Raw genomic sequence first — 14,178 nt, forward strand, 5'->3', positions numbered from 1 at the left:
CCGGAACGCGCTAAAGTGCACGTGATCCGCGCCGCTGCCGGCGCGAGGAGCACCCATGCACCGTGTCACCCATTACCGACGGAACGATGAAGGGATCGAGGCGATCAGCCTCGAGTCCGATCGCACGTTTCCGCGGCATGCGCACGACGAATTCGGAATCGGCGTGATCGTCAGCGGCGCGCATCGGTCCTGGAGCGGCCGCGGGCAGGTCGATGCGCTGGCCGGCGACGCGATCATGGTCAATCCCGGCGAAATGCACGACGGCATGCCGCTCGATGCGGGCACGGGCCGGCGCTGGCGGATGCTGTACCTCGCGCCCGCGCTGGTCGCGGGCGTCGCGGCGGAAGAAGGTCTCGGCGGCGTCGAGCTCGCGCATCCGGCCGTGCGCGATACGCAACTCGCCGCCGCCTTCGGCCGCTTGCATGCACGAATCGTCGCGGCAGACACGCTGCCGCTCGCCCGCGACGAGGCGCTCGTCACGCTGGTCGCGGCGCTGCTTGCGCGGCACTCGAACCGCACGCTGCCGGCCGCCGGTATCGCGCCGGCGATCCGCGTGGCACGCGAGCGGCTCGATGCAGCACCCGCCGCACCCGTTTCGCTGGCCGAACTCGCCGGCCTGAGCGGCGTGAGCCGCTTCCAGCTGCTGCGCGGGTTCGCTCGCGAACTCGGCATCACGCCGCACGCGTATCTTTTGCAGTCACGTACTCGCCTGGCGCGTGCACTGCTCGCGAGCGGCCAACCGATCGCGGATGCCGCGGCCGAAGCCGGATTTGCCGATCAGAGCCACCTGACGCGCGCATTCGCACGCCAGTTCGGGATCACGCCGGGGCGGTTCACGCAGGCCGGCTGACAGGTTTCCCTGCCCCGGCACGGTTACCACGGGCGCAACGACGTCGATCGCTGCCGCTCGGTATCAGCCGCTCTTGCTGGCGATGCTCCCCGCCATCCGGAAACAGCGGCCGCCGCGCCCGGCCCCCTCGCTCCGCTCGCCATCACCGCTGCAATTTCGTTCAAGACGCATACACCGCCCCACGCGATGATGCGGCGCATGAAGACACGACTGATTGGCTATCTCTATCTCGCCGCCGCGATGGCGGGCGTCGGCAGCACCGTCATCGCGAGCCGCCTCGCGGCCGACGGCCTGCCGCCGTTCGCGGCCACCGCGCTGCGCTTCCTGATCGCAACCCCGTTGCTGTACGCACTGATGCGTGCACAACGAATGCGATGGCCGCGCATCTCCGCACGCGATGCCGTGCTGCTGGTCGTCCAGGCCGCGGCGGGTGGGGTCGGCTATACGGTGCTGCTGATCAGCGGCACGGGGCTGTCGTCGCCGCTCGATGCCGGCGTGATGCTCGGCACGCTGCCGGCGATGTCGACGCTGATCGCAGCGGTCGTGCTGCGTGAGCGGCAGACGCCGCGCGACTGGGGCGCGGCCGCGCTTGCCACCGCCGGCGTGCTGTTCGTCACGTTCGCGCCCGGCCAGGCCATGCCGTCGCTCCGGACACTCGCCGGCGACGCGCTGGTGCTGGCCGCCGTCGCCTGCGAAGCCGTGTTCATCCTGCTCAACCGGCGGCTGTCGGCGCCATTGCCGCCGCTCGCGCTATCGACGGCGATGTCGGGCCTCGGCTTCATGCTCGCGCTGGTGCCGGCCGCATTCGAATGGCACGCGCTGGCGACCGGATGGGCCGTCGGCGCGGTGTCGGCGATCGCGTACTACGCACTGGTGCCGACCGTGCTCGGCTACCTGTGCTGGTATGCGGGTTCGGCACGCACGAGCGGCACCGAGGCCGCGCTGTTCACGGCCGTCGCGCCGGTCTCGGCCGTGCTGTTCGCTGTCGCGCTGTTCGGCGAGCCGCTGGGCGGCACGCGGCTGCTCGGCATCGCGCTCGTCGTCGCGGGAATGCTGGTGAGCGCGACGCGGCGACGTGAACCACCCACACGCGAAACGGCCGCTCCGCCGAGGTTGCCGACGGGGCCGGCAGCCTCCACGTCGAGCGCTGCCGATTGATTCGTGCGAGCGATGACTGTAGGAATGTGTCCGCGCACGGCAAAACCGTTGCGTACCGTCGTGCAAGATGCAATATTCGCGTGGCCGGGCCATTCGACAACCATCGAACAATCATTCGCATCGCCATGAACAAGAAGGAAGCCAGAACAAGAATCGCGGCGCTGCTGTCCGCGGGCGCGAGGAAGGCCGACGTGCTGGCCGAGCTGGCCGGACAGGGCCTCAAGGATCGCGTGCTCGCACGCCTGATCGCGTCGCGCCCCGACCCCGCGCTGTGCAGAAAGAACAAGGTGCATACCTGGATCCTCATCGGGCTCGGCATCGCGCAACTGCTGATCAGCCTCGTGCTCGCCTATCTCTTCTCGGCCGCCGCCAACGAACTCGGTGGCGCAGGTACGCTCGGCAAAGGACTTGCGGTGCTGTTCCTCGTGCTGACCGTGCCGCTGTCGCTGCTGTTCATCTGGGGCTTCGCGACCCATCGCGTCGGCGCGTATCACGCGTTCATCATCCTGTCGCTGCTGCAACTGCCGAAGATCCTCGCCGATCTCGGGCACGATCCGTCGTCGGCGCTGCCGAGCCTCGGGGTGACGGCCATCCTGGTGGGCTACGTCTGGTTCGTCCGCAACCGGCTGTTCCCCGACTTCGGCTGGTTCACGCCGCGCAAGGTCGACGGGCGTTACGCATTCGTGGAAAGCGCCTGACACCGCCGCCGCCTTCACCGCGAACCATAAAAAAGGCGCCGGGCCAGCCCGCACTCGCGAACTGGCCCGGCGCCTTCTGCGTTCCGGAACCCGGCGGCTTACTTGGCCTTTTCAGCCGAGTCGCTGATCGCCTGGCCCCCCTTCGAAATGTCCTGCCCCATGCCTGCAACGGTATTGCAACCGGCGAGCGCGGCGGTCACCACCAGCAGCACTGCAGCAATCGTACGCGTCATTCTCACTCTCCTTCGAGTCAACAAGCCCGACCGGGCGAATCGGATGCGGCGGGGTGCCCTGCAATTCGCAGGGCACGGGGCCTGACCTGATTATACGGAGACGGCCGCCGCGCGCCAGTGCCGGCCGAACCGGTGTCACGCGGACCATGCAGCCGGCCGCGCGAGATTTTTCTTGACTTCGGCGCACCGCGAACTAATATACGCACCGCGTATATTTTTTCATCAGGTGCCGCCGATGACCGTTCCCCAGCAAGCCTTCCTGCGCGACGCGATGCGCCGCCTCAACATGACCCGCGAAGTGTTCGCGAGTCGCATCGGCGTGAGCCGCCGCGCGCTGGATACATGGTTGTTGCCCGACGACTCGCAGGAATCGCGCGGCATGCCCGAGATTGTCGAGCGCTTCGTGTCGGAAATCGTCGACCGCTCGGCACCGGATGGCGGGGACTATACGCAAAGCGTAGACAAACAAGGGCTCGCGAAGCAGTTCCTGTTCGAAGGCAAGCCGCAATTGATCTCGGTGGATCAGTTCTCGCGCGACTCGGTTGAGGCGCTGTTCCGCGTCGCCGACGTGATGCAGCCGATCGCGCGCCGCCACAAGATCTCGCGCGTGCTCGAAGGCGCCGTGCTCGGCAACCTGTTCTTCGAGGCCAGCACGCGTACCCGCGTGTCGTTCGGCGCGGCCTTCTGCCGGCTCGGCGGCTCGGTGTGCGACACAACCGGCTTCACGTTCTCGTCGATGGCCAAGGGCGAATCGATTTACGACACGAGCCGCGTGATGGCCGGCTATGTCGACGCGCTCGTGATCCGCCACCCGGAGAAAGGCTCGGTTGCCGAATTCGCGCGCGCGACCAACCTGCCGGTGATCAACGGCGGCGACGGCCCCGGCGAACACCCGAGCCAGGCCCTGCTCGATCTCTATACGATCCAGCGCGAATTCTCGCGGCTCGGCAAGATCGTCGACGGCGCGCATATCGCGCTCGTCGGCGACCTGAAATACGGCCGCACCGTGCACTCGCTCGTCAAGCTGCTCGCGCTGTACCGCGGATTGAAGTTCACGCTCGTGTCGCCGCCGACGCTCGAAATGCCGGCGTACATCATCGACCAGATCGCGACGAACGGCCACGTGATCGAGCAGACGAACGACCTCGCGGCCGGGCTGCGCGGCGCGGACGTCGTCTATGCGACGCGGATCCAGAAGGAACGCTTCACCGACGAGTCGTTCGAAGGCTACACGCCGGATTTCCAGATCAACCAGGCGCTCGTCGATTCCGCCTGCAAGCCCGACACGCTGATCATGCACCCGCTGCCGCGCGACAGCCGGCCCGGCGCGAACGACCTGTCGGTCGACCTGAACCGCGACCCGCGTCTCGCGATCTTCCGGCAGACCGACAACGGCATTCCGGTGCGAATGGCGATCTTCGCGGTGCTGCTCGGGGTCGAGAATCTCGTCCAGCATTCGATGCGCGACGCGACGTGGCGCCCGCCGGCATACCTCGGGCCGGAGGATGCGGTGTTTCACGGAATCGATTGACCCGCCTCCCGCGTCGCGCGGCTACCCTTGAATGATTCAGTTCAGGGGCCGCGCACGCTGACGTCACGCACAACGCGCCGCCTCGCACGGCGCGTTTGCATTTTCGGCGCGGATGATGCTGGGCAATCCGACAGGTATTACCGGGCCCACGGATCGATGACGCGCAGGCCAGCTGCTTCGAACGGCGCGACGTCGCGTGTGGCCACGATCAAGCCATTTGCTGCGGCGGTTGCAGCGATGAAGCCCTCGGCAGACGCCATCGCATTGCCCGCTGCGCGAGCCTTCGCGCGAAGGCTCGCATACGCGTTGCTGGCCGCATCGTCGAACGGCAGGATGCGGCCGCGAAACAGCGGCACGACGCGCTGCTCGATGCTTTGCTCGAGCCAGTCACGTCGTCGCCCTTCCGGCAGAGCGGCCACGCCGAATCGCATTTCAGCGAGACTGATCGCTGCAAGAAACAGCGTCTCGACGTTCTGCGCATCGAGCCATTCGATCACGGCCGGGCTCGGCTCGCGCCGCAGCGGCTCGGAAATGACGTTGGTATCGACCAGGATCATTCGAAGCTCATCGGATCGGTTTGCGACCTGTCGCGCGGATCCTCGAAATCGAAACCACCCGCCTCTCGCCCGATTTCAGCCAGCAACGTTCCCAGCCGGGGCCGCCCGCCGGGCCGAACGGCCTGCTCGAGGATGTCGCGCACCTCCGCTTCGGTGCTGCGACCATGTTGCGCCGCGCGGATTCGAAGCGCGCGATGTACCTCGTCGGGCAAATTTCGAACGGTAATCACAGGCATGATGCACCCCGCCACAGTTGCTTTCAATGCATGCATTTTATCGCCTTGCTGTCACCATGGACGAATGAAGATGCAGCCACTGTAGCTCGCTCGATCAGGTCTTCATACTCGGCCATTCGGTCATCCTCGCCCGCCCCGCAAGCCCCGGAGGCCTCCGCAACATTCGTCAACATTCTTCCCACCAACAAAAACACGAATGCTTCTCATTTGCAATTAAATTACTTAGAATGCCACCTGAAAACAAATCGTAATAATTCCCGGCGGCATGCACAGTTCCGTAGCACACCGTCTCCGGGGCCACACTGCGAGGTCGAAGCGCACCATGAAGTCCCGTACCGAAGAGCCGAAGCTCGGCAAATTCACCACCTTGTGCAGCGTGCTCGCCGCGAGCCCGGCGTTCGCCGACGGCACGCCGCCGCCCGCCCCGGTCGGCACCGAGGGCCATCTCGCGCCGATCGAGATCCAGGGCAGGACAGAGCACAGCTACAAGGCCGACTTTTCCGCATCCGCGAAATTCACCGCCCCGCTCGTCGACACGCCGAAATCCGTCACCGTGATACCGCAGGAACTGATCCAGAGCAGCGGCGCGGCAACGCTGACCGAAGCGCTGCGCACCGTGCCCGGCATCACGTTCGGCGCCGGCGAGGGCGGCAACCCGCTCGGCGATCGTCCGTTCATCCGCGGCTACGACACGCAGGGCAGCATGTTCGTCGACGGGATGCGCGACACGGGCGCGACCACGCGCGAGATATTCAACACCGAGCGCGTCGAGATCACCAAGGGCTCCGACGGCGCGTACGGCGGCCGCGGCGGCGCGGGCGGCAGCATCAACCTGATCACGAAAGCACCGCACCTCGGCACGACCGCCGCCGCGAGCGCGGGCCTCGGCACCGACCGCTACCGCCGCTTCACCGCCGACGGCAACTGGCAGTTCGCCGATCATGCCGCGTTCCGCCTGAACCTGATGAGCCACAACAACGACGTCGCCGGCCGCGACGCCGTCAACAACGCGCGCTGGGGCGTCGCGCCGTCGATCGCGTTCGGCCTCGGCACGCCGACGCGCGTGACCGCGAGCTACTACCACCTGCAGACGGACGACATGCCCGACGGCGGCATTCCGTACTTCTACACAACGTCGAACAAGCCCGCGAACGTCGACACGATCTATCCGGCGCCCGTCGACCGCCACAACTTCTACGGCCTGATCGACCGCGACTTCCGCAAGACCACGTCCGACATCAGCACGATCAAGATCGAGCACGACATCACGCCCGGGCTGACGGTGCGCAACACCACGCGCTACACGGAATCGACGCAGGACTACATCTGGACGCAGCCGGACGACAGCCAGGGCAACGTAGTGAACGGCAAGGTCTGGCGCCGCAACAACAATCGCAACAGCTCGATCAACAGTCTCGCGAACCTGACCGAACTGTTCGGCGAATTCCGCACCGGCCCGTTCAAGCACGGCTTCACCACCGGCATCGAGCTGTCGCGCGAATGGGGCAAGCGCGATTCGTACACGGTCGCGACCGACAAGGGCACGATCTGCCAGAAAGGCATCGGCGCGCCGTCGGGCTACAACTGCACGAGCCTGTGGTCGCCGAACCCGAACGACCCGTGGGCCGGGTCCGTCACACGCAACAACGACTATGCGCATGCACGCACCACGACCAAGTCGATCTACGGCTTCGACACGATCGAGCTCACGCCGCGCTGGCAGGTGAACGCCGGCGTGCGCGTCGACGACTACTCGACCCGCTTCACCGACACCCGGGCGAACGGCGGGAAGACCACCACGCGCGACGACACGCTCGTGAACTGGCAGGCCGGCCTCGTGTTCAAGCCCGCGCGCAACGGCAGCCTCTACGCGTCGTATGCGACCTCGTCGACGCCGGCCGGCATGCTGCTCGGCGAAGGCAGCGAAACGCAGTCGCTCACGCCGGGCCGCGGCGGCGTCGGCCCGAACGCCGATCAGATGGCGCCGGAGAAAAACCGCAGCATCGAGCTCGGCACGAAGTGGAATGTGCTCAACGACAAGCTGTCGCTGACCGCCGCGCTGTTCCAGATCGACACGACGAATGCGCGCGTGACGCTGCCGAACAACCAGTACGCGATGGTCGGCAACAAGCGCGTGCAAGGTCTCGAACTCGGCGTCGCGGGCCAGATCACGAAGCAGTGGCAGGTGTTCGGCGGCTACACGTACATGAAGAGCGAGCTGCGCGACAACGGCAAGGACGCCGCCAACAACGGCCACCGCTTCCCGAACACGCCGAAGCACAGCCTGACGATGTGGTCGAACTACGACGTGACGCCGAAGTTCACCGTCGGCGGCGGTGCGTTCTACATGTCGGAAGTGTTCGGCGATCCCGCGAACCTGCGCGCCGTGCCGTCGTACTGGCGTTTCGATGCGATGGCGCAATACCGGATCAACAAGAAGCTCGACCTGCAGCTGAACGTGAACAATCTGTTCAACCGCACGTACTTCGATCAGGCGTATCCGGCGCACTACGCGTCGATCGCACCGGGCCGCTCGGCGTTCGTCACGCTGAACGCGCGCTACTGATCGATGGAAGCCGTATCGCTGAAGGCGCTGGCGTCGGTATCGCCGCGCGAGTTCGCCGCCATCCTGGCCGGGCCGCCCGAGCGTGCCGTCGCGTGGGTCGCGGCGGCGGCCGACCACGGCATCGTCGACGCGCAGGCCGTCTACGGACAGTACCTGCTCGACGGGCGCGGCGTCGCGCGCGATCCGGCTGCCGCATTCGGCTGGTTCCGGCATGCGGCGCAAGCCGGCCACCCGATGGCGATGAACATGCTCGGCCGCTGCTACGAGTTCGGCTGGGGTACGGCCGCGTGCGCGCCGGTGGCCGTGTACTGGTACCGGCTCGCCGCGCAGGCAGGGCTCGACTGGGGCATGTACAACTACGCGACGGCGCTCGCGCTCGGCAACGGCGTCGACGAGGATCGCGCCGCCGCGCTCGACTGGCTCCAGCGTGCGGCCGCGCTCGGCCATGCGAAATCGATCAACCTGATCGGCGGCTTCTACGAGGATGGCTGGGTCGTGGCTGTCGATACCGACATCGCGTTCGACCACTATCGCCGCGCGGCCGAGGCCGGCGACTTCCGCGGCCAGTTCAACTACGCCCGGCTGCTGGGCGAGCGCGGGCGCATCGACGATGCACTCATGTGGCTCGCGCGCGTGCCGGCCACCGCGACACCAGCGTTCGTCGCGAAGATGGTCGCGTATCTCGCGTCATCGCCGGTCGACGCTTTTCGGACGGCGGCAATGCAACTGCAGCCGCACGCCACGACCATGGAATCCGCAACATGATGCTTCACATCCCCGAGGTCTTGACCAAGGCACAGGTCGCGCAATGCCGCGACCTGCTCGATGCCGCCGAATGGATCGACGGCAACGCAACGTCGGGTGCGCAATCGGCGCTCGCGAAACGCAACCGGCAATTGCCGGAAAGCTCGCCCGTCGCGCGTGCGGTAGGCGATGCGATCGAGGATGCGCTGGCGCGACATGCGCTGTTCTTTTCGGCAGCGCTGCCGCTTAAGGTGTTTCCGCCGCTGTTCAATCGCTACGAAGGCGGCGAGACGTTCGGCACGCATGTCGACAACGCGATCCGGCTGCTGCGCGGCACGGATTTTCGCGTACGCAGCGATCTGTCGGCAACGCTGTTTCTCGAGGAGCCCGATGCGTACGACGGCGGCGAGCTGTGCGTGGAAGATACGTATGGCGTGCATCGCGCGAAACTGCCGGCAGGCGATCTCGTGCTGTATCCGGCATCGAGCCTGCATCGGGTGACGCCGGTCACGCGCGGCGAGCGCGTCGCATCGTTCTTCTGGATCCAGAGCATGGTGCGCGACGATGGCGACCGCACGCTGCTGTTTCAACTCGATACGCAGATTCAGGGGTTGTCTGCGGAAAAAGGCGCGACGGATCCGACGGTCATTTCATTGACGGGGATTTATCACAACCTGTTGAGGAAGTGGGCGGATGCGTAGGGTGAACCGGTAAAGCCGTTGCCGTCACGGAAAACGCCGGCCGAGACCGTCCCGCTCGTCGCTTGCATCAGGTCGCCACGCCGGCCTAAAATGACCATCGTCAAATGACCATGCTCATATCATGATGCCACACGCTCCCGTCTCCAAATCCGAATTCAAGGCTCGCGCACTCGAGTACTTCCGGCTCGTCGAGGCGTCAGGCGAAAGCCTCATCGTCACCGATCACGGCAAGCCGACGCTCGAGATCCGGCCGTACCACGCCCGCGAAGCTCAGCCGTTGGACATATTGCGCGGCTCGGTCATGCGCTACGACAATCCTCTCGATCCGATTGCGGATGATGATTGGGAGGCGTCGCGGTGATCGTGCTGGATACGCATGCATTGGTGTGGTGGGTGGCGGGCGATCCGTCGCTCAGCAAGAAGGCCAGAAGCGCGATCGATCGCGCGCGCAATGAGGGCACGCTCGCCGCGTCCGCGATCTCCGCATGGGAAATCGCGATGCTGGTGCGCAACGAGCGCCTCGCGCTGACGATGGACGTCGATGCGTGGCTCGCGACGGTCGCTCAGATCGATGGCATGCGCTTCGTGCCGATCGACGCCGACATCGCCGCAAAGTCCACCGCCCTGCCCGGCACGTTCCACAAGGATCCGGCCGATCGCATGATCGTTGCGACCGCACGGCGGCTCGGCGCGCCGCTGGTCACGCGTGACGAAAAGATCCGCGCTTACGCACACGTCAAGACACTTTGGTGACGGTCATATACGCGTCGGCCGAATCGCAACACGGGCACCCACGGCCGCAATTCGACAGGCGATTCGTCTGATCGAACCGAGTGCGATGGTCGCACGAAACCGTCAACTACCGCTCGGCGCTCTACCACGCACCTGTTTCACGAATTACGCGTCCGAACGGCGGCATTGGTCGTTCGGTAACCGCTATTGGGCCGCAATACAACGCGAATCGCACGCCGTTTACGGCCCAACCGACGAAAGCACGCGCACCGAAGCCCCCACCGACATTCTTTCCGGCTGCCATGCCCGCGCATCGGTAACATCCGCACTTGCCGATCCCCGCCCGCTCCCGCACAATCGGGCCACCTGCCTTCCTCCCCCGCGCCGATGTCCTATGCGTCACTCGCCACCGGCGTCCTGCTCGCCGGCGGTCTCGGTCAACGCTTCGACCCAAGCGGTCTGCACAGCAAGCTGCTCGCGCTGCTTCCCGACGGCACGCCCGTTGCGGTCGCGGCCGCGCGCCATCTCGCGGCGGCCACGGCCGACGTGATCGCCGTCGTGCGTCCCGGCGCCGAAAAGCTCGCGATCCTGTTGAACGAAGCCGGCTGCCAGGTCGTCTATGCGCTCGACGCGACGCGCGGCATGGGTGCAAGCCTTGCAGCCGGCGTGCGCGCCACGCCGGAAGCAACCGGCTGGCTGGTCGCGCTCGGCGACATGCCGTGGATCGCCGCGCCCACCTACGAAGCGGTCACGCGCGCCCTCGACGCCGACGACGCATCGATCGTCGCCCCCGTGCATCGCGGCATGCGCGGCCATCCGGTCGGTTTCGCCGCGCACCACTACGATGCACTCGCCGCGCTCGACGGCGATGCCGGCGCCCGTGCGCTGTTCGCCAGCGCGCCGGTGAACCTGCTCGACGTCGACGATCCCGGCATCCTGCGCGACGTCGATACGCCCGCGGATCTGCGCTGACATCGGCGCCCGCCAGCCGCATCGTGCATCGCGGATGCCTGTCGTCGCGCGAGCCGGCGCGACACCTGCAGAAGCTCGCATGTCGCCGCCAATCCGCATGCCGCCACGAGAATCGCGCTGCAAAGACCCGCCCGATTGCCTATAACGGAGACGAGGCGCATCCGCCGCGCCACCGCCGTCACGCATTGCGCGAGTTCCCCATGGACCACACGACCCCGATGCCCGAGCCCCCGGCCGACCCGAACCGCGATCCGGAAGACGATCCGCTGTCGCCACCGCCGCCGGGGCATCCTCACGACAACCCGCAGCAACCGGACGGACCGCCGAGCAAGGACCCCATTTAGCCGCGCATCGGCAGCCGTCGCATTGGTCGGCGCGTTCCCCAAACGGACGCGGAACCACGCGCCGGACGCGCCTGCCGCTACACCACCGCGCTTTCCCGCGCGGCGCGTACCTCGTACGTCTTCAGATGGTTGTACGCGATTCGCAGCAGCGACAGCGCATCCGCCGCCTGCGGGTCGCGGCGCGCGAGCAGGTCGCCGATCACGTGATCAGCCTCGACCCGCGCGCGGTTCTCGACGTCGCGCAGCATTGACGCGGTCAGCGGCGATGGCGTCAGCACCATCCGCTGCATCCGCTCGACCGCCGCCGGATCGGGCCGATAACCGTTGTGCGCGGCGATCGCATTGCATTCGTCGAGCATCGTCTCGAGCAGGCGTCGACCGTCCGGCGCGGCGAGAATGTCGCCGATCGAACCGCGAAACAGCGACGTGCTCGCCGCGAGCGTCGCGAGAAACACCCACTTGTCCCACATCCGCGCGGCAATGTCGTCGCTGAGCGTCGCATCGAAGCCCGCGCCGCCGAGCACGTCGGCCACCGCGCGCACGCGCGCCGATGCGCCGCCGGCGAGTTCGCCGAACGACAGCCCGTGCGTGTCGTTCAGGTGCACGATCCGCTGCTCGCGATCGAGCGTCGCCGCGATCACGCACAGGCCGCCCAGCACCTGCGCGGCACCGAACCGATCGCGCAGCACGTCGAGATGGCGCATCCCGTTGAGCATCGGCAGGATCAGCGTCGACGGCCCGACGAACGGCGCGAACGACGCAATCGCATCGTCGAGGCTGTAGGCCTTGCAGCTCAGCAGCACCAGGTCGAACGGCGCGGCCGCATCGCTCGCGCGCACCGTCTGCACGTTCGCGAGCGTCAGGTCGCCGCGCGGGCTGCGGATCAGGAGCCCGTCGCGCGCGAGCGCGGCCGCGCGGCCGTCGCGCACCAGGAACGTCACGTCGCGCCCCGCCGCCGCGAGCCGGCCGCCGAAGTATCCGCCGACCGCGCCGGCCCCCACCACCAGAATTCTCATCGATGCCTCCTTTCGGCTTTCGGGTTCGTTCGACGTCGCCGGCCCGCGCCCCGCCGTCCGGGCACGATGCGCAGCCGTCATCGCCCGACAGTATAGCGATGCTGCATATGTATATGCATAGATACCCATGGCGGGCTCGACGGTATCGCCCGGTTGCCCCCGGTTGACGTTTCTCAGGGATTTCCCGCCTACGGCAACGTGCGTTGCGCGCCGTCAAAGAGTTATCCCGTCACGCCGTCCCGGCGCGCTTGTTCGACCGACCAACCTCACTACCCATGCGCACCCTTTCCCTGAACCAGAAACTCGCCTCGATGATCGTCATTCTGTGGCTCGGCCTGCTCGTGATCGCCGGCATCGGCGCGTGGCAGACGCGCGCGTCGATGATCACGGATCGCCGCGACCAGCTTGCGTCGCTGGTCGCGCAGGCGACGAACGTCGCCGATCATTACTACAAGCTGTCGCAGCAGAATGCGTTGCCGGAAGCCGACGCAAAGCAGAAGGCGCTCGAAGCCATCGCCGCGATGCGCTACGGCACCGACGGCTACATCTCGATCAACGACTCGAAGCCGGTGATCGTGATGCATCCGATCAAGACCGAACTCAACGGCAAGGACGTGTCGAATTTCGCGGATCCGAACGGCAAGCACCTGTTCGTCGAGATCGTGAAGGCCGGCAACGAGGAAGGCGGCAAGGGCTTCGTCCAGTATCTGTGGCCGAAGCCGGGTGCCGACAAGCCGCAGGACAAGACCAGCGCGGTGCAGCGCTTCGCGCCGTGGGACTGGTATCTCGTGACGGGCATGTACATGGACGACGTACGTTCGGCCGTGCTCGCGAGCATCGGCCGCTGGTTCGCGATGACGGCCGTGCTCGGCGCGATCGCGACGGCCGTGATGGTGCTCGTACTGAAAAGCGTGCGCGCGAACCTCGGCGGCGAGCTCGAAGTCGCGCTCGACGCCGCACAGCGGATCGCGCAGGGCGACCTGACCGCGCGCGTGGACGTGAAGCACGACGATCGCGGCAGCCTGCTGCATGCACTGCAGACGATGCAGAGCGGGCTGATCGACATGGTGTCGCGCGTGCGGCTGGGCACGGAGAACATCAACGTCGGCGCAAGCGAGATCGCGTCGGGCAACACCGACCTGTCGCAGCGCACCGAGGAACAGGCGGCCGCGCTCGTGCAGACCGCATCGAGCATGGACCAGATGACCGCGAACGTGAAGCAGAACGCGGACAGCGCCGCCCAGGCCGCGACGCTTGCCAGCCAGGCCGCGCAGGTCGCGACGCGCGGCAGCGAAGTGGTCGACGATGTCGTGCGCACGATGAACGAAATCACCGACCGCTCGCACAAGATCGGCGACATCATCGGCGTGATCGACGGGATCGCGTTCCAGACCAACATCCTCGCGCTGAACGCGGCCGTCGAAGCGGCGCGCGCGGGCGAACAGGGCCGCGGCTTCGCGGTGGTCGCGGCCGAGGTGCGCTCGCTCGCGCAACGCTCGGCGACGGCCGCGAAAGAAATCAAGTCGCTGATCGTGTCGTCGAACGAGACCGTCGAGCACGGCGCGACGCTCGTCACGCACGCGGGCGAGACGATGGCCGAAATCGTGCAGTCGGTACGGCGCGTCAACGAGATCCTCGACGAGATCAGCCATGCGTCGCGCGAGCAGAGCGCGGGGATCGAGCAGGTCAACCGCGCGGTGGGCGAGATGGACCAGGTCACGCAGCAGAACGCGGCGCTCGTCGAGGAAGCCGCTGCCGCCGCGCATTCGCTGCGCGACCAGGCCGAAGCGCTGCGCGACGCGGTCACGCGGTTCGCATTGCCGGCCTGACATCAGCCGAG

The 14,178-nt window shown here is 66.8% G+C and carries 16 protein-coding genes; 12 read left to right on the plus strand and 4 right to left on the minus strand.

The window, feature by feature from the left end; genetic code table 11:
• The first annotated feature begins 55 nt into the window (after window positions 1-55).
• From AC1Z3W_RS12510 to AC1Z3W_RS12520, 3 genes are all read left to right on the plus strand, one after another.
• A complete protein-coding gene (locus AC1Z3W_RS12510; protein ID WP_124834377.1) occupies window positions 56-850 on the plus strand; it encodes an AraC family transcriptional regulator in 795 nt (264 codons plus the stop codon).
• 198 nt (window positions 851-1,048) lie between these two features.
• On the plus strand, window positions 1,049-2,008 hold the full coding sequence (locus AC1Z3W_RS12515) for a DMT family transporter (protein ID WP_483507688.1): 960 nt from the start codon (window positions 1,049-1,051) through the stop codon (window positions 2,006-2,008).
• Between the two features lie 125 nt (window positions 2,009-2,133).
• A complete protein-coding gene (locus tag AC1Z3W_RS12520) occupies window positions 2,134-2,706 on the plus strand; it encodes a permease (RefSeq protein ID WP_483507689.1) in 573 nt (190 codons plus the stop codon).
• Between the two features lie 98 nt (window positions 2,707-2,804).
• On the opposite strand, the gene AC1Z3W_RS12525 is transcribed toward AC1Z3W_RS12520, so the two are convergent.
• Window positions 2,805-2,939, minus strand: a complete 135-nt coding sequence (locus AC1Z3W_RS12525; RefSeq protein WP_057928824.1) for an entericidin A/B family lipoprotein — start codon at window positions 2,937-2,939, stop codon at window positions 2,805-2,807.
• A 235-nt stretch (window positions 2,940-3,174) separates the two neighbouring features.
• Between AC1Z3W_RS12525 and AC1Z3W_RS12530 the strand changes: the two genes are divergently transcribed.
• Window positions 3,175-4,470, plus strand: a complete 1,296-nt coding sequence (locus AC1Z3W_RS12530) for an aspartate carbamoyltransferase (protein ID WP_057928825.1) — start codon at window positions 3,175-3,177, stop codon at window positions 4,468-4,470.
• A gap of 137 nt (window positions 4,471-4,607) precedes the next feature.
• Here the strand turns inward: AC1Z3W_RS12530 and AC1Z3W_RS12535 are convergent, their stop codons facing one another.
• Both AC1Z3W_RS12535 and AC1Z3W_RS12540 read right to left on the minus strand, forming a co-directional pair.
• Window positions 4,608-5,027: a PIN domain-containing protein gene (locus AC1Z3W_RS12535; RefSeq protein WP_483507690.1), complete on the minus strand. Its 420-nt coding sequence runs from the start codon at window positions 5,025-5,027 to the stop codon at window positions 4,608-4,610.
• Complete coding sequence (locus tag AC1Z3W_RS12540; RefSeq protein ID WP_057928885.1) at window positions 5,024-5,263, minus strand: FitA-like ribbon-helix-helix domain-containing protein; 240 nt, start codon at window positions 5,261-5,263, stop codon at window positions 5,024-5,026. Before AC1Z3W_RS12540 ends, AC1Z3W_RS12535 begins: the two co-directional genes overlap by 4 nt.
• 322 nt (window positions 5,264-5,585) lie before the next feature.
• Here AC1Z3W_RS12540 and AC1Z3W_RS12545 point away from each other — a divergent pair, with 322 nt between their 5' ends.
• The 7 genes from AC1Z3W_RS12545 to AC1Z3W_RS12575 all read left to right on the plus strand — a co-directional run bounded on the left by AC1Z3W_RS12545 (window position 5,586) and on the right by AC1Z3W_RS12575 (window position 11,322).
• The gene (locus tag AC1Z3W_RS12545) at window positions 5,586-7,829 is read left to right on the plus strand and encodes a TonB-dependent receptor (RefSeq protein ID WP_057928827.1); all 2,244 of its coding nucleotides are present in this window, start codon (window positions 5,586-5,588) and stop codon (window positions 7,827-7,829) included.
• Window positions 7,830-7,832: 3 nt separating this feature from the next.
• Window positions 7,833-8,594: a tetratricopeptide repeat protein gene (locus AC1Z3W_RS12550; protein WP_483507691.1), complete on the plus strand. Its 762-nt coding sequence runs from the start codon at window positions 7,833-7,835 to the stop codon at window positions 8,592-8,594.
• Entirely contained in the window at window positions 8,591-9,274 is a 684-nt protein-coding gene (locus AC1Z3W_RS12555; protein WP_057928829.1) for a Fe2+-dependent dioxygenase, read from the plus strand. The genes AC1Z3W_RS12550 and AC1Z3W_RS12555 overlap by 4 nt, the downstream gene beginning before the upstream one ends.
• A gap of 121 nt (window positions 9,275-9,395) precedes the next feature.
• Complete coding sequence (locus AC1Z3W_RS12560) at window positions 9,396-9,635, plus strand: type II toxin-antitoxin system Phd/YefM family antitoxin (RefSeq protein ID WP_057928830.1); 240 nt, start codon at window positions 9,396-9,398, stop codon at window positions 9,633-9,635.
• Window positions 9,632-10,027 (plus strand): type II toxin-antitoxin system VapC family toxin, encoded by a 396-nt coding sequence (locus tag AC1Z3W_RS12565; RefSeq protein WP_057928886.1) that lies wholly within the window; start codon window positions 9,632-9,634, stop codon window positions 10,025-10,027. Before AC1Z3W_RS12560 ends, AC1Z3W_RS12565 begins: the two co-directional genes overlap by 4 nt.
• 366 nt (window positions 10,028-10,393) lie before the next feature.
• Window positions 10,394-10,978 carry a nucleotidyltransferase family protein gene (locus tag AC1Z3W_RS12570; protein WP_124834373.1) on the plus strand — a complete coding sequence of 195 codons (585 nt, stop codon included), beginning with the start codon at window positions 10,394-10,396 and terminating at the stop codon, window positions 10,976-10,978.
• A 200-nt stretch (window positions 10,979-11,178) separates the two neighbouring features.
• A complete protein-coding gene (locus AC1Z3W_RS12575; RefSeq protein WP_162840573.1) occupies window positions 11,179-11,322 on the plus strand; it encodes a hypothetical protein in 144 nt (47 codons plus the stop codon).
• A gap of 77 nt (window positions 11,323-11,399) precedes the next feature.
• On the opposite strand, the gene panE is transcribed toward AC1Z3W_RS12575, so the two are convergent.
• A complete protein-coding gene (panE, locus tag AC1Z3W_RS12580; protein WP_057928887.1) occupies window positions 11,400-12,338 on the minus strand; it encodes a 2-dehydropantoate 2-reductase in 939 nt (312 codons plus the stop codon).
• 275 nt (window positions 12,339-12,613) lie between these two features.
• Between panE and AC1Z3W_RS12585 the strand changes: the two genes are divergently transcribed.
• A complete protein-coding gene (locus AC1Z3W_RS12585; protein ID WP_057928832.1) occupies window positions 12,614-14,167 on the plus strand; it encodes a methyl-accepting chemotaxis protein in 1,554 nt (517 codons plus the stop codon).
• Window positions 14,168-14,178 lie beyond the last annotated feature (11 nt).

The sequence above is a fragment of the Burkholderia sp. 10_S31 genome, from assembly GCF_056930375.1.

What these genes read in the sequence shown, in the direction of transcription:
- AC1Z3W_RS12510 (WP_124834377.1), top strand. Translation starts at nt 56, where the DNA reads ATGCACCGTGTCACCCATTACCGACGGAACGATGAAGGGATCGAGGCG.
- AC1Z3W_RS12520 (WP_483507689.1), top strand. Translation starts at nt 2,134, where the DNA reads ATGAACAAGAAGGAAGCCAGAACAAGAATCGCGGCGCTGCTGTCCGCG.
- AC1Z3W_RS12560 (WP_057928830.1), top strand. Translation starts at nt 9,396, where the DNA reads ATGATGCCACACGCTCCCGTCTCCAAATCCGAATTCAAGGCTCGCGCA.
- AC1Z3W_RS12530 (WP_057928825.1), top strand. Translation starts at nt 3,175, where the DNA reads ATGACCGTTCCCCAGCAAGCCTTCCTGCGCGACGCGATGCGCCGCCTC.
- AC1Z3W_RS12550 (WP_483507691.1), top strand. Translation starts at nt 7,833, where the DNA reads ATGGAAGCCGTATCGCTGAAGGCGCTGGCGTCGGTATCGCCGCGCGAG.
- AC1Z3W_RS12570 (WP_124834373.1), top strand. Translation starts at nt 10,394, where the DNA reads ATGTCCTATGCGTCACTCGCCACCGGCGTCCTGCTCGCCGGCGGTCTC.
- AC1Z3W_RS12575 (WP_162840573.1), top strand. Translation starts at nt 11,179, where the DNA reads ATGGACCACACGACCCCGATGCCCGAGCCCCCGGCCGACCCGAACCGC.
- AC1Z3W_RS12555 (WP_057928829.1), top strand. Translation starts at nt 8,591, where the DNA reads ATGATGCTTCACATCCCCGAGGTCTTGACCAAGGCACAGGTCGCGCAA.
- AC1Z3W_RS12515 (WP_483507688.1), top strand. Translation starts at nt 1,049, where the DNA reads ATGAAGACACGACTGATTGGCTATCTCTATCTCGCCGCCGCGATGGCG.
- AC1Z3W_RS12525 (WP_057928824.1), bottom strand. Translation starts at nt 2,939, where the DNA reads ATGACGCGTACGATTGCTGCAGTGCTGCTGGTGGTGACCGCCGCGCTC.
- AC1Z3W_RS12585 (WP_057928832.1), top strand. Translation starts at nt 12,614, where the DNA reads ATGCGCACCCTTTCCCTGAACCAGAAACTCGCCTCGATGATCGTCATT.
- AC1Z3W_RS12545 (WP_057928827.1), top strand. Translation starts at nt 5,586, where the DNA reads ATGAAGTCCCGTACCGAAGAGCCGAAGCTCGGCAAATTCACCACCTTG.
- AC1Z3W_RS12535 (WP_483507690.1), bottom strand. Translation starts at nt 5,027, where the DNA reads ATGATCCTGGTCGATACCAACGTCATTTCCGAGCCGCTGCGGCGCGAG.
- panE (WP_057928887.1), bottom strand. Translation starts at nt 12,338, where the DNA reads ATGAGAATTCTGGTGGTGGGGGCCGGCGCGGTCGGCGGATACTTCGGC.
- AC1Z3W_RS12540 (WP_057928885.1), bottom strand. Translation starts at nt 5,263, where the DNA reads ATGCCTGTGATTACCGTTCGAAATTTGCCCGACGAGGTACATCGCGCG.